The sequence below is a fragment of the Polaromonas sp. P3_A5 genome (assembly GCF_056403055.1).
In genome coordinates this window covers 1-19,930 of the sequence record NZ_JBFUGF010000005.1, presented here as the reverse complement: position 1 = coordinate 19,930, position 19,930 = coordinate 1, and the positions used below count along the sequence as shown (strand labels likewise).

Sequence of the window (19,930 nt, the reverse complement as noted above, 5' to 3'; positions counted from 1 at the left end):
GAACTGGCTTTGCCAGGCCGCAGGCGGGCGGCCCCCTCGGGGGGCAGGAAGCTACACGGAGTGAGCGACCGTGGGGGCATTGTTCAACCTGGTATTTTTTCGAGGCAGTAACCCAGGCCTCGAACTGTTGCAATCCGCACCGGGCCTTTTTCAATCTTCTTGCGCAGCCGGTGGATGTACACCTCGATCGCGTTGTTGCTGACCTCTTCGCCCCATTCGCAGAGGCGTTCCACCAGCTGGTCCTTGCTGACGAGGCGGCCGGCGCGTTGCAGCAGCACTTCGAGCAAGCCGAGTTCGCGCGCCGACAGCTCCAGCATCTGGCCATCAATGGTGGCCACGCGTCCGGCCTGGTCGTACACCAGCGGGCCGTGCTTGATGGTGCTGCTGGCGCCGCCCATGCCTCGGCGGATCAGCGCACGCACGCGGGCTTCCAGCTCTTGCAGCGAAAACGGTTTGGCCATGTAGTCGTCGGCGCCGTAGTCCAGGCCCTTGACGCGTTCTTCCACGCTGTCGGCGGCGGTCAGGATCAGCACCGGCATGGCCGAGCCGCGGGCGCGCAGTCGCTTGAGCACTTCCAGCCCGTGCATGCGCGGCAAGCCCAGATCCAGGATCAGCAGATCGAATTCGGTGTTGGTGAGCAGCGCGGCGTCGGCTTCGGTGCCGCTGGCCACGTGGTCGGCTGCCGCACCGGAGGCACGCAAAGTGCGCAGCAGGCCGTCGGCCAGGACCTGGTCATCTTCGGCAATCAGGATACGCATGGTTGTCTCCGGGTGGGGCGGCAGCGCCTGCTGCGCCGCAAGTTAGTGTGTTTGCCTGAATTTTAGGCGCTTGCGTCTGTCCCAGGTGCAGGGAGTTACGCGCGGTGAGCGACCGTGGGTGCCACATTCAGCCTGCATATGCTTCCAGTCCCAGCGCCACCACTGTGGCTACATCATGCCCCACAGCCTGGCGAAACTCATCCTCGGCTTGCCGAACCGCTCTGTGAAAGGCTTCCAGCCAGAGCAGGCCCGATTCGGTGAACAGCACCTGGCGGGCGCGTTTGTCGTGCGGGTCGGGCTGGCGCGTCACCAAACCCCAGGCTTCGCATTGGTCGACGAGGTCGCCCATGGCCTGCTTGCTCATGCCGGCGCTTTGCGCGAGGTCCGTCAGGCGCGAGCCGCCCACGGCCAGGTGGCGTGTGATGTGGATATGCGCAGCGCCGACCTGGTCGCGCGCCGCGAGGTTGGACAGCGCCAGCGGTACCTCAATGCTGCTGGCCATCAGTGACAGCACGCGCTCGTCAAAGCGGCGCAGCGCGTGGCCCATCAGCCGGCCCAGGTGGGTCTGCCGCCAGCCGGCTTCGGTGGCGCCAAAGGGGCTGGAAATGTGAGGTGGATTGACTGCTTCGGGCATGAAATCATGGTATCTCAATTGATCAGGCAAACTGACTAAAAATAGGGTTTACTTATTTCGATGACGCCCATAAAGTACTGATCATGCATCCAGCGCTGTGATTAAAAGCAGAGGCTGGAAATTAGAGCAAAAAGTTTTACATCATTGATTTTCAAGGAGTTTTTCATGGAACTGACCAGCAAACTGAACCCCGCTCAAAACCCTGTGCAAAGCGCCGCCCTGAACACCGAGAAGGCCAAGGCCCTGCAGGCCGCGCTGGCCCAGATCGAAAAGCAGTTCGGCAAAGGCACCATCATGAAGCTGGGCGACGGCGAGGTGATCGAGGACATCCAGGTCGTTTCCACCGGCTCCCTGGGCCTGGACATCGCCTTGGGCGTCGGCGGCCTGCCGCGCGGCCGTGTGGTTGAAATCTACGGCCCTGAATCGTCGGGCAAAACCACGCTGACCCTGCAGGTCATCGCCGAAATGCAAAAACTGGGCGGCACCTGCGCCTTTGTGGATGCCGAGCACGCGCTGGACATCCAGTACGCGCAAAAGCTGGGCGTGAACCTGCAAGACCTCCTGATCAGCCAGCCCGACACCGGCGAGCAGGCGCTTGAAATCGTTGATTCGCTGACCCGCTCCGGCGCGGTCGATTTGATCGTGGTGGACTCGGTGGCGGCACTCACGCCCAAGGCCGAGCTTGAAGGCGAAATGGGCGACTCGCTGCCCGGCCTGCAGGCCCGCCTGATGAGCCAGGCGCTGCGCAAGCTCACCGCCACCATCAAGAAGGCCAATTGCATGGTCATCTTCATCAACCAGATCCGCATGAAGATCGGCGTGATGTTCGGCTCGCCCGAAACCACCACCGGTGGCAATGCACTGAAGTTCTACGCCTCGGTGCGCCTGGACATCCGCCGCATCGGCTCCATCAAGAAGGGCGAAGAGGTGATCGGCAACGAAACCCGGGTCAAGGTGGTCAAGAACAAGGTGGCCTCGCCGTTCAAGACGGCAGAGTTCGACATCCTCTACGGCGAGGGCATCAGCCGCCTGGGCGAGGTGCTGGATCTGGGCGTCGCCGGCCACATCGTTGAAAAAGCCGGTGCGTGGTACGCCTTCAACGGCGAAAAAATCGGCCAGGGGCGCGACAACTCGCGTGAGTTCCTGAAAGAAAACCCCGAACTCGCCATCGAGATCGAAAACAAGGTGCGCGAATCGCTGGGTATTCCGCTGGTGCAAGCCGCGGCCGGCACCGAGCCAGCACCGGCTGAAAAGGCGCCCAAGGCCGAGAAAGCCGAAAAACCCGCCAAAGTAGCCGCCTGAGCCTGTCTTTTGAATGCCAAATAAGGCGACAGACCAATCAGAATGGGCGCAAGCAGCTATCAAAAGAGTAGCGCTTGCATTTCAATCTGGCTGGGTCCCTTGACATGGAAAACCCGGCAGACAGCTCCCCCGCCAAACCCGCCCGCCGCGCGGGTTTTGGCCTTTCCCTCAAGGGCCGTGCATTGCGTTACCTGGCCGCGCGCGAACATTCACGCGCCGAACTTGAACGCAAGCTGGCTCCGCATGAAGAAACGCCGGGCCAGCTGAAGGCGGTGCTCGACGACCTTGAGCTCAAGGATTTCATCAGCGAAGAGCGTGTCATCGATTCGGTCATCAACCGGCGTTCCCGCAAGCTGGGCGCCTCGCGTATCCAGCAGGAGCTGCAGGCCAAAGGACTGGACGTGACGGCCATACGGGAAGCGGTTGGGCAGCTTAAGGCCACCGAGCGCGAACGGGCGCGAGACATCTGGCAGCGAAAGTTTGGCACAGCCCCGGCCAACCCCGCAGAACATGCCCGGCAAATCCGATTTCTGGCGGGAAGAGGTTTTACACTGGAGGTTGCATCGTGGGTGCTCAAAAATCCTGATAACGAAGGAGCTTGAGATCCAGGCTGCAGTGGCCCTTCCTCCCAAAGTCTGGCCTGGGAATGTGAAAAGCTTTCAGGAGTCAGCCATTTTCCAGAGTATCCGCACCCTTCTGGCACGCAATAAAAGCGCTGTATCTGCCGGACCGATTGTCCCGGACGAAGATGCCCAGTCATTGCGCTCACGTGGCAACGAATTGTTGGCACAAGGCAGGATTTCCGAGGCCACCGACTGCTATCGCCGGGTGGTTGCCATGACACCGAACGATGGCTTGGCCCATGTCAACCTGGGTTATGGCCTGATGGAACTGGGCCAGTTGCGGGAAGCTGTTGATAGTTTTCACCATGCGATCCGACTGGACGCAACACTGCTTGATGCGCATTTTCTGCTGGGCCAGGTGCAGATGCAGTTGCACTTGACGGAGGAGGGCATCCACAGCTTCAGGGCGGCGCTGGCGCTCAAGCCGGACTTTGATTTCGCCTGGTTCGAGCTGGGCCGCGCCTTCGAGGACCTGGGCCAGCCGGTGCCGGCACTGGATGCGTATGCCCAGGCGCTACGCATCAACCCGGGTTTTACCGACGCGGGCTATCGTCGCATCAGCCTTTTGCTTGCGCATGAGCGCTGGCAGGAGGCCATTGATTTTGCTGACCAGCAATCCGTTGCTGCGGCCCATCCGGTTTTCCCCATGGAGAAAGCTTGCGCACTGAACGGCCTGGAGCGCCACGAAGAGGCCTTGACCATCATCGACAGATCCTTGGCAGCAGATCCGGACGACGTGCCTGCCCTGAGTGGAAAAGCCGCGGTCCTGGCAGCAATGATCCGGCATGAGGAAGCCCTGGAGATTTATGAAAAGATCATTGCCCTCCAGCCTGGAAATGTGGATGCCCTGTCCAACGCTGGCGCGGCCTGCGACCGGCTCAGGCGGTTCGAGCAGGCGATGGATTTTCACCGTCGCGCGCAACACCTCCAGCCAAAGAACCCTGATGTTCTCTATAACCTGGGTTGCACCCTGCTGAGCTTGAGGCAATGCGATGAAGTGGTGGCCATTTGCGAAATCGGGCTGGCTGTGGATGCCCGGCATGCCAACCTGCACTGGAACAAGGCATTTGCACAACTGCTGCTCGGCCAATGGGAAGAGGGGTGGAAGGAGTATGAGTGGCGCTGGTATGCCCATGCGCTGGGGCCGCGCACGCTCAAGCCCGTGTTGTCCCAGCCGATGTGGTCAGGGGAGCCCCTGAAGGGAAAGACCATCTTTCTGTATGCGGAACAGGGCTTGGGCGACTCTATCCAGCTGCTGCGCTATATCCCGGTGATTCTGGCCATGGGTGCACGGATTTTCCTGCATCTGCCAGCGCCATTGCGGCCCCTTTGTGCGGATTGGAAGAGTGGCTGTACTCTGGTGGAAAGCAGGGACGGCAGAGATATTGCGGCATCTTTCGACTTTCAATGCCCGATGTTCAGTCTGCCACTGGCCTTTGGCACGCGCGTCACCAATGTTCCCGGTGCGCCCTATTTGCGAAGCGACCCGGTTCTCAAGCAGGCGTGGGAGGCCAGATTGCCCGCGCGTGACGGCCCGCGCGTAGGTTTGGTCTGGTCCGGCAATGTGGCACTCAAGACTGCGCTGAACCGCTCGATGTCGATGGCCATGCTGCATGAAGCGATGCCACCCGGCTATCAGTTCATCAGCCTGCAGAAGGATGTGAACGAGCCGGATCTGGCCGCGCTGGAGGCATCGGGTATCTTCCACGCCGGGCAGGAATTGCGGACCTTTGCCGATACCCTGGCTCTCGCCGATTGCGTTGATATGGTGATCAGCATTGATACCAGCGTCGCCCATCTGGTAGGAGCCCTGGGCAAGCCGTTGTGGGTCATGCTGCCCTTTCGTCCGGACTGGCGTTGGCTGCTCGACAGGGAGGACTCTCCCTGGTACCCCAGTGCGCGGCTTTTTCGCCAAGGCGAGAATCGCAGCTGGCAGGACGTGGTCAACCAGGTTGGCCGGGAATTGCCGCGCGCGCTACCGTTGTCCTGAGCTCTGCCCGAGGCCCTCGGTTGCCGGGCTTGGCGCGGCGCCTACAGCTTCAGCATCAACTTGAGGTTTTGTACTGCAGCGCCGGATGCGCCCTTGCCCAGGTTGTCCAGCCGCGCTACCAGCACCGCATGGCGGTACTCTTCATTGGCAAACACGCGCAACTCCATCTTGTTGGTGTTGTTGAGCGCCAGCGCATCCAGCTTTCCCGACTCGGGCGCAGCTTCGGCGGTGACCCATTCGCTGCCGGCATAGTGTCTGGCCAGTATGTCCTGCAACTGCGCCCCGGTTGGTTTGCCGGGCAGCAAGTCAAGGTGCAGCGGCAATTGCACCAGCATGCCCTGCTTGAAGTTGCCTACCGACGGAATGAACACCGGCCGGCGTGTGAGCCCTGTGTATTTCATGATTTCGGGCAGGTGCTTGTGTTTCAGGCCCAGGCCGTAAAGTTCAAACAGGGGAGCGGTGCCGGCTTCGTAGTCTTCAATCATCTGCCGGCCGCCGCCGGAGTAACCACTCACGGCGGGAAGGCTCAGCGGGAAGTCGGCAGGCACTACGCCAGCATCCACCAGCGGGCGGATCAGCGCGATCGCACCGGTGGCGTAGCAGCCGGGGTTGCCCACGCGGTCGGCAGCGGCCACGGCGGTGCGCTGGGTCTGGGTCAGTTCGGGAAAGCCGTAAACCCAGCCGGACACGGTGCGGTGAGCCGTGGAGGCGTCAATGATTTTGGGTTTTTTGCCGGTCAAGCTGTCAATCATGGCAACCGACTCGCGTGCCGCGTCGTCGTGCAGGCACAGGATCACCATATCCACCTGCGCCATCAGGGCGCGCTTGGCGGCCGCGTCCTTGCGCAGCTCGGGCGCGATGCTGACGAGTTCGATCTGCGGCATGGCTTGCAGCCGCTCGCGGATTTGCAGGCCCGTGGTGCCGGCTTCGCCGTCAATAAATACTTTAGGCATGAACTTCCAGGTACAAAACAAAATGGGCGGCTGGCCGCCCTAGAGGTCAATTTCGGCCCATTTCGGGGTGTAAGGCGGGCACAAGAGTTGTGCGTCGCACCATGATACAGTTCTGCGTTGCTGCCTGCAGTGACCGCCGACGTGGTTTTTTGGGCCGGTGTGGCCTGTTTCCGACACCCCATTCCTCTGCCCAAATCCCTGTTGCACCCCCCTCTTTTACTGAATTCTGAAGGTCTTTCATGAAAATTCACGAGTACCAGGGCAAGGAAATCTTGCGCAATTTTGGTGTGCCAGTGCCGCGCGGCATCCCGGCCTTCACGGTGCAGGAAGCGGTGGAAGCCGCCCAGAAGCTAGGCGGCCCGGTGTGGGTGGTCAAGGCCCAGATCCACGCGGGCGGCCGCGGCAAGGGCGGCGGCGTGAAGGTTGCCAAAACCATCGACGACGTCAAGCGCATTGCCGGCGAAATCCTCGGCATGCAGCTGAAAACGCACCAGACCGGCCCAGAAGGCCAGAAAGTCCGCCGCCTCTATATTGAAGACGGTGCCGACATCCAGAAGGAATATTACGTTTCGGCCGTGACCGACCGTGAGTCGCAAAAGGTAGCCTTCATCGCTTCCAGCGAAGGCGGCATGGACATCGAAGAGGTGGCTCACTCCAACCCTGAAAAAATCATCAAGGTGTTTGTCGATCCGCTGGTCGGTATGACGGACGCCCAGGCGAGGGAAGTCGCCGCCGGCATCGGCATGCCTGCCGACTCTGTGGCGCAAACCGTCGATATCCTGCAAAAGCTCTACAAGTGCTACATGGACACCGATGCGTCGCTGGTTGAAATCAACCCCCTGAACCGCAACGGCAAGGGTGAAGTCATGGCCCTGGACGCGAAGTTCAACTTCGATGCCAACGCGCTGTTCCGCCACCCCGAAATCGTGGCCTATCGCGATCTGGACGAAGAAGACCCGGCCGAAGTCGAAGCCAGCAAGTTCGACCTGGCTTACATCAGCCTGGACGGCAACATCGGCTGCCTGGTCAACGGCGCAGGCCTGGCCATGGCGACCATGGACACCATCAAGCTGTTCGGTGGTGAGCCGGCCAACTTCCTGGACGTGGGCGGCGGCGCAACGGCTGAAAAAGTCACCGAAGCCTTCAAGATCATGCTGAAGAACCCTGATGTCAAAGGCATCCTCGTCAACATCTTCGGCGGCATCATGAAGTGCGACACCATCGCCGACGGCGTGATCACCGCCTGCAAGGCCGTGAACCTTTCGGTTCCACTGGTCGTGCGCATGAAGGGCACCAACGAAGACCTGGGCAAGAAGATGCTGGCCGATTCTGGCCTTCCCATCATCGCCGCAGACACCATGGCCGAAGCCGCGACCAAAATCGTCGCCGCTGTCAAATAAGCCCGGAGCCAAGAACATGTCCATCTACATCAACAAAAACACCAAAGTCATCACCCAGGGCATCACCGGCAAAACCGGTCAATTCCACACCCGCATGTGCCGCGACTACGCGAACGGCAAAGAAGCTTTTGTGGCCGGTGTGAATCCCAAGAAAGCCGGCGAAGACTTCGAAGGCATCCCGATTTTTGCCAACGTGACCGAAGCCGCCAAGGCGACCGGCGCAACCGTGTCGGTCATCTATGTGCCCCCTGCGGGCGCTGCCGCCGCCATCTGGGAAGCTGTTGAAGCCAACCTGGACTTGGCGATCTGCATCACCGAAGGCATTCCGGTCAAGGACATGCTGGAAGTGCGCAACCGCATGAAAGCCAAGGAAGCTGCCGGCGGCAAGAAAACCCTGCTGCTGGGCCCCAATTGCCCCGGCCTGATCACACCTGAAGAAATCAAGATCGGCATCATGCCCGGCCATATCCACCGCAAGGGCCGTATCGGCGTAGTCAGCCGCTCCGGCACGCTGACCTATGAAGCTGTGGCGCAATTGACCGAAATCGGCCTGGGCCAATCGAGTGCAGTCGGTATCGGCGGCGACCCGATCAATGGCCTCAAGCACATTGACGTGATGAAAGCCTTCAATGACGATCCGGACACTGACGCCGTCATCATGATCGGCGAAATCGGCGGTCCCGATGAAGCCGAAGCCGCCCAGTGGTGCAAGGCCAATATGAAAAAACCGATCGTTGGCTTCATTGCTGGTGTGACTGCCCCTGCCGGCAAGCGTATGGGTCACGCGGGTGCGCTGATCTCCGGTGGCGCCGACACGGCGGATGCCAAGCTGGCCATCATGGAGGCTTGCGGCTTCACCGTGACGCGCAACCCGTCGGAAATGGCCAAATTGCTCAAGGCGCTGCTGTAAGCCACCAACGAAAAAGTGATTTAAAAACTTGACCGCGGTCAAGCAGGTAAGCAGTAATACCAATCGGGATTGGCCTATTGCGGCTTAGACTCTCCAAAACAAAAAAGCGCTTCCCGGCGCTTTTTTAATTCATAACAGGAGCTGCCATGTTTTTCGGACTGGACCTCGCGTCCCCCCTCTTCTGGAGTGCTTTCGGCTCCATCCTTCTTGCCAACATCGTGCTGTCTGGCGATAACGCCGTGGTAATTGCCATGGCTGCGCGCACACTCAAACCCGAGCAGCGCGGCAAGGCGATCTTCTGGGGCAGCGCCGCCGCGATCGTGATGCGTATCGTGCTGACCATCGTGGCCATTCAGCTGTTGAGCTTGCCGTACCTGAAGATGATAGGTGCGGTTCTGCTGGTCTACATTGGCGTGGACCTGCTCAAGGGCGAAGAAGATGAAGACGGCGAGGGACACGAGATCAATGGCATGGCTGCAGCCATCCGCACCATCCTGATTGCCGATCTGGTGATGAGCCTGGACAACGTTCTGGCAGTCGCAGCAGCCGCCAAGGGCAACCTCCCGTTGCTGGTACTGGGTCTTCTGGTGAGCATCCCGCTGATTATTTTCGGCGCCACCTTGTTGACAAAGGTGATGGAGCGCTTCCCCATCATCATTACCATCGGCGCAGCTCTTTTGGGCTTTCTGGCGGGTGAGATGCTGCTGACGGATCCTGCGGTAGTGAGCTATTTTGGTGCCGTTAGCGACCATACGGTGACTGCCGGTGGGATTGTGGGTGCCGTGCTTGTGGTGGCTCTGGGCACCTACCTGACCAAACGGCAGCAGACAAAGGCGCCTTCAGCCTGAACTGGCGTACGGCCCAGCCGCCGCAGCCCCCTTTGGCGGTTAGGGTCGTTTCTTAGCGTTCGCCACCTGCTGCGGACCGGATGCGCACCGCGCATACCAGAAAACCACTTATTTGCAACAGTCGGCACGCTTGCGGTGCAGAAGTCGCTTGTCCAGCCGCACCCCGTCTGTTAATGTCCATTGTCAGGAGACTTGTAACCTGCCGAAACAGTCGGCGGGTGGTACCCGGCGCACGAAATTTGTTGCCGGGGGACCGATAGTACAAAGCAATTACAAAAATGGCTGGGGCTATGCATAGCGAATCAGGACAAGGGACGGGAAGTGGCCAAAACATCTAGGAAATTGAGTCAGTTCTGGCGGGCCGACTGGTTTGTGGGCGTTCTGGTGGTGCTGGCCGTCCTTTTTTTGCATGGCCTGACTGATTTTTTCGGCACACTTGAGCGCCGTTACTATGACTATGCCAGCACCAGCACTTCGCGGCAGCCCTCAGACCGCATAGCCATCATTGCGATCGACGACCAGAGTATCGCCAACATAGGTCGTTGGCCTTGGCCGCGCGACGTGCATGCGCAGCTGATTGACCAGCTTTCGGCCGCCAAGGCCAAAACCATTGCGCATACAGCCTTCTTTTTTGAACCGCAAACCGATAGAGGCTTGGTGTTCATCCGCAAAATCAAGGAGGCTCTTGGTCCAGTATCCGATCCAGCGGCCGCTCCAAGCGGTGGTCTGCCTGAACAATTGGGCAAAGTCATCGCTGAGGCTGAAATAGCCCTGGACACTGACGCCAAGCTCGCGGCCAGCATGACCAAGGCCGGCAATGTTTTGGTACCTTCGGTTTTTTCGCTGGGAGTGCCGCAAGGGCGTCCGGACAATCCGCTCCCGGCTTACGCACTGAAGAGTGCTGTAGACGAGCTTAACGGGTTTTCCCTTCCGGCCATCCGCGGTCAACAACCGATTGAGTTGATAGGTGCAGCGGCGGCGGGTATTGCTCACCTCAACCAGCTGCCCGACGTGGATGGTGCCGTGCGGCAAGAACCGTTGCTTATCAATTATTACGGGAAAGCCGTGCCTTCCATGAGCCTGCTCGCCGCGGCCAGGAGCCTGAACCTGGGGCCTGCCGACATCAAACTCAATGTGGGTGAGTCTGTGCAGATCGGCAAGCTGATGGTCAAAACCGACGAATCAGCCTTGATGCTTCCACAGTTTTACAAGGGCAAGGACGGTCGGCCAGCTTTTGCCGTTGATTCATTCTATGACGTGATTTCCGGCAAGATTCCGGCTACCAAGTATGCCGACAAGATCGTGATCATTGGCGCCACTGCGGCGGGGGTAGGCACCCAATTCCCGACGCCGGCGGGTCCGGGGCTTTCGCCAGCAGAAACCATCGCGCACATTACCTCCAGTATCCTGAGTGAGCATTTCATCGTGCAGCCTGGTTGGGGTGTCTGGGTCACTCTGGGTGTGCTGCTGGTGGTTGTGGCTTATCTGGTTGCCGGCCTGCCACGGCTGTCGGCTGGCAAGGCCGCGATCATCACACTGCTGTTATTCGTGGTGTTGCTGGTGGTTGAGTTCGGCTTGCTGTCGGCGGCCGCGACCTGGCTCAAGTTTGTCTTTCCCGCAGCCCTGCTGGTGATCGGCCACCTGGCGTTGACGACCAAGCGCTTCCTCATGACCGAGGCTGGCAAGCTCAAGTCCGACGAGGAATCGGCCGAGACCAATCGCATGATGGGTCTGGCGCTGCAAGGCCAAGGCCAGCTCGATATGGCGTTTGATCGTTTTCGCCGCGTACCTTTCACCGATGCGCTGATGGACAACATGAACAACCTGGCGCTGGATTTCGAGCGCAAGCGCCAGTTCAACAAAGCTCAGGCCGTGTACGAGTACATGGCCACCTACAACAAGAACCACAAAGACCTGCAGTCCAAGCTCAATCGGGCCAAAAACCTGTCGGAAACCGTCATTTTGGGCGGTGGCGGCGCGCACCCGGGCGGGACCATGCTCCTTGACGGTGGGGGTGTTGAAAAGCCCATGTTGGGTCGCTATCAAGTTGAAAAGGAATTGGGCAAGGGCGCCATGGGCGTGGTGTACCTCGGCAAGGACCCAAAGATTGGCCGTGTCGTCGCCATCAAGACCATGGCCTTGAGCCAGGAGTTCGAGGGCGAGGAGCTTGACGATGCGCGGGAGCGCTTCTTCAGGGAAGCCGAGACCGCTGGTCGGCTGCAGCACCAGAACATCGTCACGATTTTTGATGCAGGTGAAGAACACGACCTGGCATTCATTGCCATGGAGTTTCTGAAGGGCAAGGACCTGGCAGATGTCACCAAGGACGGTCATTTGTTGCCGGTCCCGAAGGTCCTGTCCATCGTGGCACGGGTGGCTGAAGCCCTGGCTTACGCGCACAAGCAGAATGTGGTGCACCGGGACATCAAGCCGGCCAACATCATGTATGAAATCGAAAGCGATACGGTGAAGGTGACCGACTTCGGCATCGCCCGCATTACGGATTCAAGCAAAACAAAGACCGGCCTTGTACTGGGGACGCCCAGCTTCATGTCGCCGGAGCAGATTGCCGGTAAAAAAGTCGACGGGCGCTCGGACTTGTACTCGCTGGGTGTCATGCTGTTTCAGATGCTGGCTGGAGTGTTGCCATTCCGTGGCGATTCCATGGCCGAACTGATGTACAAGATCGCGAACGAAGAAGCCCCCGATATCCGTATCATCCGTAAAGAGCTGCCGGCGCGGCTGGCCGAGATTGTTGCGCTGTCTCTGGCCAAGAAGCCGGAGTTGCGGTATCAGGATGGTGATCGATTGGCGACAGATCTGCGCGCTGTCATTGCCGCAATGGAAGGTACTGCACCGGCCCCATCGTTTGCGCCTCAACAGGGTGCGCCAGCAGCCCAATTTGACGCCACAGTCGTGCAATCAGCGGCTGTACCAGCTGCCGGCCCGAAGACCTATGATGCGACCCAGGCCGTGAATGTCGACGGCACGCAGACGTTTGAGAAAACCGTGGTTTCCAAAGCACCTGCTGCCGATACCGACACCCAGTGATCACACGAACAAGATGAACTACGAGATTTGTACACATACCGACCCGGGGTTGACGAGGGACAACAATGAGGATGCAGTTGCTTTTGATGCTGCGACGCGGCTTTGCATCCTGGCGGACGGAATGGGTGGCTATAACGCAGGCGAAATTGCAAGCGGCATGGCTGCCGCTTTCATCAAGTCGGAAATGGGCCGTTGGCTTTCCCAGGCGGGCAGGCATGCCAATGCCAAGGAAGTGCGCCGGGCTTTAGAAATCTGCGTGGAAAATGCCAATCATTCGATCTTCAACGCAGCGAACTCCAACCCCCAGTACGCGGGTATGGGCACCACGCTGGTGGTAGGGGTGTTCCAGGACGGGCGACTGATGCTGGGTCATATTGGTGATTCCCGTTGCTATCGCCTGCGCGGCCAGGAGCTGCAGCAAATCACCAAAGACCACTCGCTGTTGCAAGAACAGATTGACGCTGGGCTGATAACTCCCGAGCAGGCGCTGACTTCCCTGAACAAGAACTTGGTCACACGCGCCTTGGGCGTCGAAGACACGGTGCTGGTTGAGGTCAATGAGCATCGTGTGGACGCGGGGGACCTTTATCTGATGTGTTCGGATGGGCTCTCGGACATGGTTGCGGATCCGGGCATTGCGGCTATCCTTACAGGCGCAGGGACCTTGGAGCAAAAAGCGAAACAGCTGATTGTTGCGGCGAATGAGGCTGGTGGACGCGATAATATTTCCGTACTGTTGGCATACGCGAAAGAAGACTCGACCAAGCGCGGCCTTTTGTCCAGAATGCTGGGAAAATAGCGATGACTGAAATATTACAAACAGACAGGAGTCGGCCATGCCGAAAATGATCGTCTCTATTGACGGCGTTGTGATCAAGGAAGTCCAGTTGACGAAAGACCGGACTTCTTTGGGGCGCAGGCCCTACAACGACATCGTCATCGACAACCTAGCTGTCAGTGGGGAGCATGCCGTTTTGCAAATGACCGGCAACGAGGTCTATCTAGAGGATCTCAACAGCACCAATGGCACCTATGTCAACGGGAAGGCCGTTAAAAAGCTGCTGCTGCAGAACAGCGATACCGTTGAAATTGGCAAGTACAAAATCAAGTACGTCAACGAAGCTGCACCCGCAGGCTTTGAGAAGACCATGATTATAAAAGCCGGCTCTGCCGGTCTTGTGCCCCCGGCGCCGACAGGTTCGCCAGTGGCATCGACGGAAGCCGGTACGGGCCTCACGGCGGCTATCAAAGTGATGTCGGGCGCTGCGGCTGGTCGTGAAGTGGCATTGGTGAAGGTAGTCACAACCATCGGAAAGCCCGGGGTCGCAGTTGCCGCCATTACCAAGAGGCCTCAGGGTTTTGTCGTTGCCCATGTCGAGGGCACTGGCAAGCCGACGCTTAACGGAGCCCCCATCGGTGCGGAGCCGGTTGTCCTGAAAAATGGGGACATGCTTGAGCTGGCCGGAACGCAAATGCAGTTCGTCCAACACTGACATTGGTGTTAAGAGGTCTCGCGCCAAGCGGACCGCAAGCACCCTTCAAACGAGGTCGCATGAGACTCCTCTTCCGGCACTGGCCTCGTATCGCCGTCACGTTGATTCCGCTGGTATTTGCATTGATGCATGCCAGCGGGGTCGCTCGCATTGGTGTTCTGCAGAGGTTGGACGACATCATCTACGATGCACGCCTGCGCGCGACCATGCCGCATACGCTGGACGAACGCATTGTTATCGTTGACATCGATGAGAAGAGCCTTGCGGAGGTGGGGCGATGGCCTTGGGGCCGTAACAGGTTGGCGGAGCTGGTCGAAGAGCTGCAGGATCGTCAAAAAACGGCACTGCTGGGGTTTGACGTCGTATTTGCCGAAGCCGACGAAAGCTCGGGTCTAAAGCGGCTCAAGCAGCTTGCACAGGCGGAGCTGAAAGATCAACCGGGTTTCTCGGAAAAACTCAGCCAGCTGCAGACCAGCCTGGATTACGACGCGGTTTTCGCGAAAGCGATCGAAAAACGCCCCGTCGTGATGGGCTATTACTTCACCAGCGACAGAGATGGCCGGGTCAATGGAGTTTTGCCGCCGCCAGTTATGGGCAGCGATGCGCTTGGTGGCCGTCCTATCAAATTCACCAGCTGGAATGGATACGGGGCCAACATTGAGTTGTTGGCCAAAGCTGCCCCTTTGGGAGGTTTCTTCAACTCCATTACCGAGGGCGATGGTGTGGTGCGCTCTATTCCCTTGCTGGCGGAGTTCAAGGGGCAGTACTACGAGTCATTGGCGCTCGCCATGTTTCGCATGCTTGCGGGTTTGCCCAAGGTCGAGCCTGGTTTTCCGCAGGAAAAATTCCTGACCCGGAACTATCAAGGGCTGGAAAGCATTCTGCTCAAGCAAGGCAACAAAACCCTGGCGATTCCGGTCGATGATCGCGTAGCCACTTTGGTGCCCTTCAGGGGTAATGGTGGTGCGAACGGCGGCTCGTTTCGGTATATCTCCGCGGCGGATGTCCTGGCCAAACGCCTTGCGCCTGGCACGCTCAAGGATAAGATCATCCTGGTCGGCACCACCGCGCCCGGCCTGCTCGATTTGAGAGTGACTCCGGTGGGGGAAACCTATCCGGGGGTGGAAACGCACGCCAATGTCATCTCTGGTTTTCTTGACGGGAAGGTATTCGTCAAGCCCGACTACGCCATCGGATTCGAGGTGGTCATCCTGCTTTTTTCGGGGCTGACGCTGGCTTTTGCACTGCCCCTGCTTTCAGCTTCCCGTGCGGTGCTGGTCAGCCTGGCGGTGATTGCCGCCATAGCCGGCTTGAATTTCTGGCTTTACTCTGGTTACGGTCTTGTGCTGCCGTTGGCCAGTGCGCTGGTTATGGCTTTGACCGCATTTGCGTTGAATATGAGTTATGGATATTTCGTGGAAAGCCGATCCAAGCGGGAGTTGGCCCATCTGTTCGGCACCTATGTACCCCCCGAACTGGTTGACGAGATGGTGAAAGATCCCGACAGCTACAGCATGAAGGCAACGACCAAGGAGCTGACGGTCATGTTTTGCGACATGCGCGGGTTCACCAAAATGTCGGAGTCGATGGAGCCTACCCAACTACAGGCTTTGCTAAACAGTGTTTTCAGCCGGCTGACAGACCTGATTCGCAGCAATCGAGGCACCATTGACAAATACATGGGTGACTGCGTGATGGCTTTTTGGGGTGCCCCTGTCGACACGCCTGATCATGCTGGTCTTGCAGTAAAAACGGCACTCGAGATGTCGAATGCAGTCAAGAAGATCAACGAGGAACACAAGATCAAGGGTTTACCCGAGATTGGCATAGGTATCGGTGTCAATACGGGCACGATGTGTGTGGGTGATATGGGTTCGGATATCCGCCGCAGTTACACCGTGATTGGCGATTCCGTGAATCTGGGTTCGCGTCTGGAGGGGCTGTCAAAAACCTACGGGGTGGATATCGTGGTCAGCGAGTCAACCCGAAAGCAGGCGAATGATTTTGCATGGCAGGAACTCGACAAGGTTCGCGTGAAAGGCAAAGATCAGGCGGTTTCCATTTTTTGGCCGTTGGTGCCGGGAGACCAGATCGACAAGGACATTGCGGCTGAGCTGAAAACCTGGGGAATGGCGTTAAAAGCTTACCGCGCGCAGGATTGGGATCAATGCGATGTGCAATTGCTCAATTTACATCGGATAAATGGCAAAAAGTTCCTTTACCGGCTGTATGCGGAGCGTGTAGCCTCTATGAGGCTGTTGCCTTTTGATCCGGAATGGGATGGCGCAACCAATTTTGAAACCAAATAGCACAACCCTCCAAGTCAAGGCCAACCGGAAAATCTCATGAAAGTACGTGTACTCGGCTGCTCGGGAGCCATTGCCAAAGACTGCCGGACCACGTCTTTTTTGCTTGACCATGACTTGTTGGTTGATGCCGGTACGGGAGTGGGAGATCTCACGCTGGATGAGATGGCTGGTGTTGACCATGTTCTGCTGACGCATTCGCACCTCGATCACGTGGCCGCGTTACCGTTGATGGTGGACGCCATTGCCGCCCGGCGAACAACACCTATCCAGATTCATGCGCTGCAGGGCACGATTGACGCACTGAAGGCGCATATTTTCAACAACACCATTTGGCCCGACTTTTCCCGCATTCCCAGCCCCGAGGCCCCGTTTGTCAGTTTTCACCCTCTGGAAATCGGACAAACCTTGTTATTGGCTGGTAAGCAAATAGAGGTTCTACCTGCCGTGCATACCGTCCCGGCTGCAGGCTACGCGGTGGCCACGGGCAAGGGGTATTGGGTGTTCACGGGCGACACGGAACAGAATCCGGCTCTGTGGGCCCGAATTAATCAGATAAGGGTTGCCATGCTGGTCATCGAAACGGCATTTAGCAATCGCGAGCGCGACCTTGCCAAGCGGAGCCTTCATCTTTCTCCTCATGCGCTTGCCAATGAACTCGATTGCATCGAGCGAGGAAACAGTTATCCCATCTACATTACCCATACCAAACCGGCCGAGACCGACCTGATCATGGCCGAGATACAGCGTTTTGACCAAACCCGCCCGTTTGGCCCGAATGTATCGCACGACATCCGGTGGTTGAGGGCAGGCCAGGAGTTTGAGCTATGAGCGCCGTATTGCAACGTGACCCCGAGGACGAGTTTTTTGACTCGCAGATGTTGCCTCCCCAGGAGCGGGGCGTTACTTTTGAAGCCCTGTATTTCCGGCAGCTTCAGCTGGTTACCAACCGGATTCACGAAACGGAAAATGTCGAGCAGATCATGCTCGAAGCCAGCCAGGACATCTGCAAGCTTTTTAATGCGGACCGGTTAACACTTTATGCAGTCAACGAAGACCGCAGTTCCATTGTTTCCAAGGTCAAAACGGGGCTCAATACCAGCCGCGACCTGAAGCTCCCGGTCAGCGCGCAGAGCATTGCGGGCTACGTTGCCATGGCTCGCCAGATGGTGAATATTGCGGACGTCTACGATGAGGAGGCGCTGAAGAAAATTCATCCTGCGTTGAGCTTTCTCCAGGAAGTTGACAAGCGATCCGGGTACAGAACCAAGCAGATGCTGGTGGCTCCCGTCATGGACGGAGAGACGTTGTACGGCGTGCTGCAGGTTATCAACAACCGGAGCGATCAGCCTTTTGGGAAGCTTGAGGAAGACGGTGCGCTGCAGCTGTGCAAGACTTTGGGCATTGCCATACGCCAGCGAATGCAAAAAGCGGGCGACAGCCAAAGGCGCAAAGCTACCAAGTACGACGGCTTGGTGACGGAAGGTGTGCTGTCCCAAGAAGAATTACAGCAATGCATCCGCCAGGCCCGGGAAGAAGGTCAGTCCGTCGAGCATATGCTCATGGCCAACTTCCACATCCGGCCCACTCAGATTGGTGCTTCGCTTGCCAAGTTTTTCGGTGTGGCCTACGAAGCATTCAATGCTGGACGGATTCGCTCGGAGATGTTGCATGGTGCGTTAAAACGGGACTTTATTGAACAGCAAGGCTGGATTCCGCTGGAGGAAACTACCGAAGGCCTCGTGATCATGTGTGTGGATCCGGAGGCTGTGCGAGGGGCACGCGTGGTTCCACAGGTGTTTCCCCGCGTCTCCAAATTTTCTTACCGCGTTACAACCCAGACCGAATTTGAAGAAACCCTGGGGCAGCTCTTTGGCGTGGCTGCAGACAGTAGCACCATCGACCAATTGCTTGCAGACATGGACTCACCACTGGAGAGTGAGTCAAATGACGACTCTTCGCTGGAGTCTGCCGCAGCGGACAACGAGCTGGTCAAGTTTGTCAACAAGGTCATCATTGACGCCTACAACCAGAAGGTTTCGGACATTCACATCGAGCCCATGCCCGGGAAAGCCAAAACCGGTATCCGGTTTCGCATTGACGGCACCTTGCAGCCCTATATTGAAGTGCCGGCACAGTTTCGCCAAGCCATGGTCACGCGGCTCAAGATCATGTGCGACCTGGATATCTCTGAAAAACGTAAACCGCAAGACGGGAAGATCAAGTTCAAAAAATACGGCCCACTCGACATCGAATTGCGTGTAGCCACGATCCCCTCCGCCGGTGGCGTGGAAGACGTGGTCATGCGGATTCTTGCCGCAGGTGAGCCGATCCCGCTTGAAAAACTCGGATTGACGGCGCACAACAAGGAGCGACTGGAAAAAACGATCTCCAAGCCGTATGGTCTTTTTTATGTATGTGGCCCCACAGGCTCCGGCAAGACCACGACGCTGCATTCCATCCTTAAGTTTCTCAACACCCCGGACACCAAAATTTGGACCGCTGAAGACCCCGTGGAAATTACCCAGAAGGGTTTGCGTCAGGTGCAAATTAACCGGAAGGCGGGCATTGACTTCGCACTGGTCATGCGTGCTTTCCTGCGAGCCGATCCGGACATCATCATGGTCGGTGAGTCCCGCGACAAAGAAACCGTGGCGATGGGCGTGGAGGCTTCATTGACAGGGCACATGGTTTTCTCGACGCTGCACACCAATTCGGCCCCCGAGTCCATCACCCGCCTGCTGGACATGGGCATGGACCCCTTTAATTTTGCGGACGCATTGTTGGGTATCCTGGCTCAGCGTCTGGCCAAAAAACTCTGCGACTGCAAAGAGGCTTATCAGCCCAGTGCTCAGGAAGTCAAAGATTTCATCAAGGAATACGCTGAAGAGCTGCGCCATACCGAAGCCTGGAAAGCCGATCCTGGTGGCGAGTCACAAAAACTCTATGAAGACTGGATGGCGCGCTATGGGAAGGACGATAAATTGACCTTGTATCGTGCGGTCGGCTGCGACAAGTGCAACAAGACCGGCTACAAGGGTCGTATTGGCCTGCATGAACTGATGATTGCCGATGATGCTGCCAAAAAATTGATCCAGGAGCGGGCCCGCGTCGCGGAGCTGTTTTCAAGCGCCGTCAATAGCGGCATGCGGACTCTCAAGATGGACGGCATGGAAAAGGTACTCATGGGCATGACAGATTTAAAGATGGTCCGATCCGTCTGCATCAAATGACAGAAATGTCGTGAAATTTAAAGACATACGTCAAAAAAGTAATTTTTCGGTTTTTTGTAGCTTCAAAATCATAAAAAAGAAAACTCTTTAATATGGTTCAAAAATTGCTGTAACTATCTAAATTGGCATCAAACTGCCATAACTGTTTAAATTACTACAGCCGGTTTTTAACCAAGGAGTTTTTTATGAAGCGTTCCATCCAACGGGGTTTTACCCTGATCGAATTGATGATCGTCGTGGCGATTATCGGTATCCTGGCTGCGGTGGCTCTGCCTGCCTATCAGGACTACACCATTCGTGCGAAAGTGTCTGAAGTGATTCTGGCTGCATCACAGTGCCGTACCAGCATCACGGAAACTGTTCAATCTGCTGCCAGTACGGTTCTGCCGATCGCCAATAACTGGGGCTGTGAAAAGAACGCCAGCGGCG

The 19,930-nt window shown here is 57.7% G+C and carries 16 protein-coding genes; 13 read left to right on the top strand and 3 right to left on the bottom strand.

The window, feature by feature from the left end; all coding sequences use genetic code 11:
* Window positions 1-83: 83 nt before the first annotated feature.
* Complete coding sequence (locus AC1DU8_RS22255) at window positions 84-758, bottom strand: response regulator (protein ID WP_007870259.1); 675 nt, start codon at window positions 756-758, stop codon at window positions 84-86.
* Between the two features lie 127 nt (window positions 759-885).
* Window positions 886-1,392: a MarR family winged helix-turn-helix transcriptional regulator gene (locus tag AC1DU8_RS22250; protein ID WP_457282064.1), complete on the bottom strand. Its 507-nt coding sequence runs from the start codon at window positions 1,390-1,392 to the stop codon at window positions 886-888.
* A 165-nt stretch (window positions 1,393-1,557) separates the two neighbouring features.
* Between AC1DU8_RS22250 and recA the strand changes: the two genes are divergently transcribed.
* The 3 genes from recA (at window position 1,558) to AC1DU8_RS22235 (ending at window position 5,307) form a co-directional block, all read left to right on the top strand.
* Window positions 1,558-2,694 carry a recombinase RecA gene (recA, locus tag AC1DU8_RS22245; protein ID WP_457282065.1) on the top strand — a complete coding sequence of 379 codons (1,137 nt, stop codon included), beginning with the start codon at window positions 1,558-1,560 and terminating at the stop codon, window positions 2,692-2,694.
* 104 nt (window positions 2,695-2,798) lie between these two features.
* On the top strand, window positions 2,799-3,296 hold the full coding sequence (recX, locus tag AC1DU8_RS22240) for a recombination regulator RecX (RefSeq protein WP_477667725.1): 498 nt from the start codon (window positions 2,799-2,801) through the stop codon (window positions 3,294-3,296).
* A complete protein-coding gene (locus AC1DU8_RS22235; protein WP_477667726.1) occupies window positions 3,205-5,307 on the top strand; it encodes a tetratricopeptide repeat protein in 2,103 nt (700 codons plus the stop codon). Before recX ends, AC1DU8_RS22235 begins: the two co-directional genes overlap by 92 nt.
* Before the next feature lie 41 nt (window positions 5,308-5,348).
* Here the strand turns inward: AC1DU8_RS22235 and argC are convergent, their stop codons facing one another.
* Window positions 5,349-6,260 (bottom strand): N-acetyl-gamma-glutamyl-phosphate reductase, encoded by a 912-nt coding sequence (gene argC, locus AC1DU8_RS22230; protein WP_457282068.1) that lies wholly within the window; start codon window positions 6,258-6,260, stop codon window positions 5,349-5,351.
* Window positions 6,261-6,499: 239 nt separating this feature from the next.
* Between argC and sucC the strand changes: the two genes are divergently transcribed.
* From sucC to AC1DU8_RS22180, 10 genes are all read left to right on the top strand, one after another.
* A complete protein-coding gene (sucC, locus tag AC1DU8_RS22225; protein ID WP_457282069.1) occupies window positions 6,500-7,660 on the top strand; it encodes an ADP-forming succinate--CoA ligase subunit beta in 1,161 nt (386 codons plus the stop codon).
* A 16-nt stretch (window positions 7,661-7,676) separates the two neighbouring features.
* Window positions 7,677-8,570, top strand: coding sequence for a succinate--CoA ligase subunit alpha (gene sucD, locus AC1DU8_RS22220; protein ID WP_457282070.1), 894 nt, complete (start codon window positions 7,677-7,679; stop codon window positions 8,568-8,570).
* A 146-nt stretch (window positions 8,571-8,716) separates the two neighbouring features.
* Window positions 8,717-9,418, top strand: a complete 702-nt coding sequence (locus AC1DU8_RS22215; protein WP_457282071.1) for a TerC family protein — start codon at window positions 8,717-8,719, stop codon at window positions 9,416-9,418.
* 321 nt (window positions 9,419-9,739) lie between these two features.
* Window positions 9,740-12,469: a CHASE2 domain-containing serine/threonine-protein kinase gene (locus AC1DU8_RS22210; protein ID WP_457282072.1), complete on the top strand. Its 2,730-nt coding sequence runs from the start codon at window positions 9,740-9,742 to the stop codon at window positions 12,467-12,469.
* Between the two features lie 13 nt (window positions 12,470-12,482).
* Window positions 12,483-13,268: a Stp1/IreP family PP2C-type Ser/Thr phosphatase gene (locus AC1DU8_RS22205; protein WP_457282073.1), complete on the top strand. Its 786-nt coding sequence runs from the start codon at window positions 12,483-12,485 to the stop codon at window positions 13,266-13,268.
* Between the two features lie 37 nt (window positions 13,269-13,305).
* The gene (locus tag AC1DU8_RS22200; protein WP_457282074.1) at window positions 13,306-13,962 is read left to right on the top strand and encodes an FHA domain-containing protein; all 657 of its coding nucleotides are present in this window, start codon (window positions 13,306-13,308) and stop codon (window positions 13,960-13,962) included.
* Window positions 13,963-14,021: 59 nt separating this feature from the next.
* Window positions 14,022-16,271: a CHASE2 domain-containing protein gene (locus AC1DU8_RS22195; protein WP_457282075.1), complete on the top strand. Its 2,250-nt coding sequence runs from the start codon at window positions 14,022-14,024 to the stop codon at window positions 16,269-16,271.
* A gap of 36 nt (window positions 16,272-16,307) precedes the next feature.
* A complete protein-coding gene (locus AC1DU8_RS22190; protein WP_457282076.1) occupies window positions 16,308-17,099 on the top strand; it encodes a 3',5'-cyclic-nucleotide phosphodiesterase in 792 nt (263 codons plus the stop codon).
* A complete protein-coding gene (locus tag AC1DU8_RS22185; RefSeq protein WP_477689791.1) occupies window positions 17,096-19,501 on the top strand; it encodes a GspE/PulE family protein in 2,406 nt (801 codons plus the stop codon). Before AC1DU8_RS22190 ends, AC1DU8_RS22185 begins: the two co-directional genes overlap by 4 nt.
* A gap of 185 nt (window positions 19,502-19,686) precedes the next feature.
* Window positions 19,687-19,930: pilin (locus AC1DU8_RS22180; RefSeq protein ID WP_477727249.1), on the top strand; the 244-nt coding region annotated here is incomplete at its 3' end.

Excerpts from the sequence above, each read along its gene's own strand:
- AC1DU8_RS22255 (WP_007870259.1), bottom strand. The coding sequence starts at position 758 with ATGCGTATCCTGATTGCCGAAGATGACCAGGTCCTGGCCGACGGCCTG.
- AC1DU8_RS22250 (WP_457282064.1), bottom strand. The coding sequence starts at position 1,392 with ATGCCCGAAGCAGTCAATCCACCTCACATTTCCAGCCCCTTTGGCGCC.
- recA (WP_457282065.1), top strand. The coding sequence starts at position 1,558 with ATGGAACTGACCAGCAAACTGAACCCCGCTCAAAACCCTGTGCAAAGC.
- recX (WP_477667725.1), top strand. The coding sequence starts at position 2,799 with ATGGAAAACCCGGCAGACAGCTCCCCCGCCAAACCCGCCCGCCGCGCG.
- AC1DU8_RS22235 (WP_477667726.1), top strand. The coding sequence starts at position 3,205 with ATGCCCGGCAAATCCGATTTCTGGCGGGAAGAGGTTTTACACTGGAGG.
- argC (WP_457282068.1), bottom strand. The coding sequence starts at position 6,260 with ATGCCTAAAGTATTTATTGACGGCGAAGCCGGCACCACGGGCCTGCAA.
- sucC (WP_457282069.1), top strand. The coding sequence starts at position 6,500 with ATGAAAATTCACGAGTACCAGGGCAAGGAAATCTTGCGCAATTTTGGT.
- sucD (WP_457282070.1), top strand. The coding sequence starts at position 7,677 with ATGTCCATCTACATCAACAAAAACACCAAAGTCATCACCCAGGGCATC.
- AC1DU8_RS22215 (WP_457282071.1), top strand. The coding sequence starts at position 8,717 with ATGTTTTTCGGACTGGACCTCGCGTCCCCCCTCTTCTGGAGTGCTTTC.
- AC1DU8_RS22205 (WP_457282073.1), top strand. The coding sequence starts at position 12,483 with ATGAACTACGAGATTTGTACACATACCGACCCGGGGTTGACGAGGGAC.
- AC1DU8_RS22200 (WP_457282074.1), top strand. The coding sequence starts at position 13,306 with ATGCCGAAAATGATCGTCTCTATTGACGGCGTTGTGATCAAGGAAGTC.
- AC1DU8_RS22195 (WP_457282075.1), top strand. The coding sequence starts at position 14,022 with ATGAGACTCCTCTTCCGGCACTGGCCTCGTATCGCCGTCACGTTGATT.
- AC1DU8_RS22190 (WP_457282076.1), top strand. The coding sequence starts at position 16,308 with ATGAAAGTACGTGTACTCGGCTGCTCGGGAGCCATTGCCAAAGACTGC.
- AC1DU8_RS22185 (WP_477689791.1), top strand. The coding sequence starts at position 17,096 with ATGAGCGCCGTATTGCAACGTGACCCCGAGGACGAGTTTTTTGACTCG.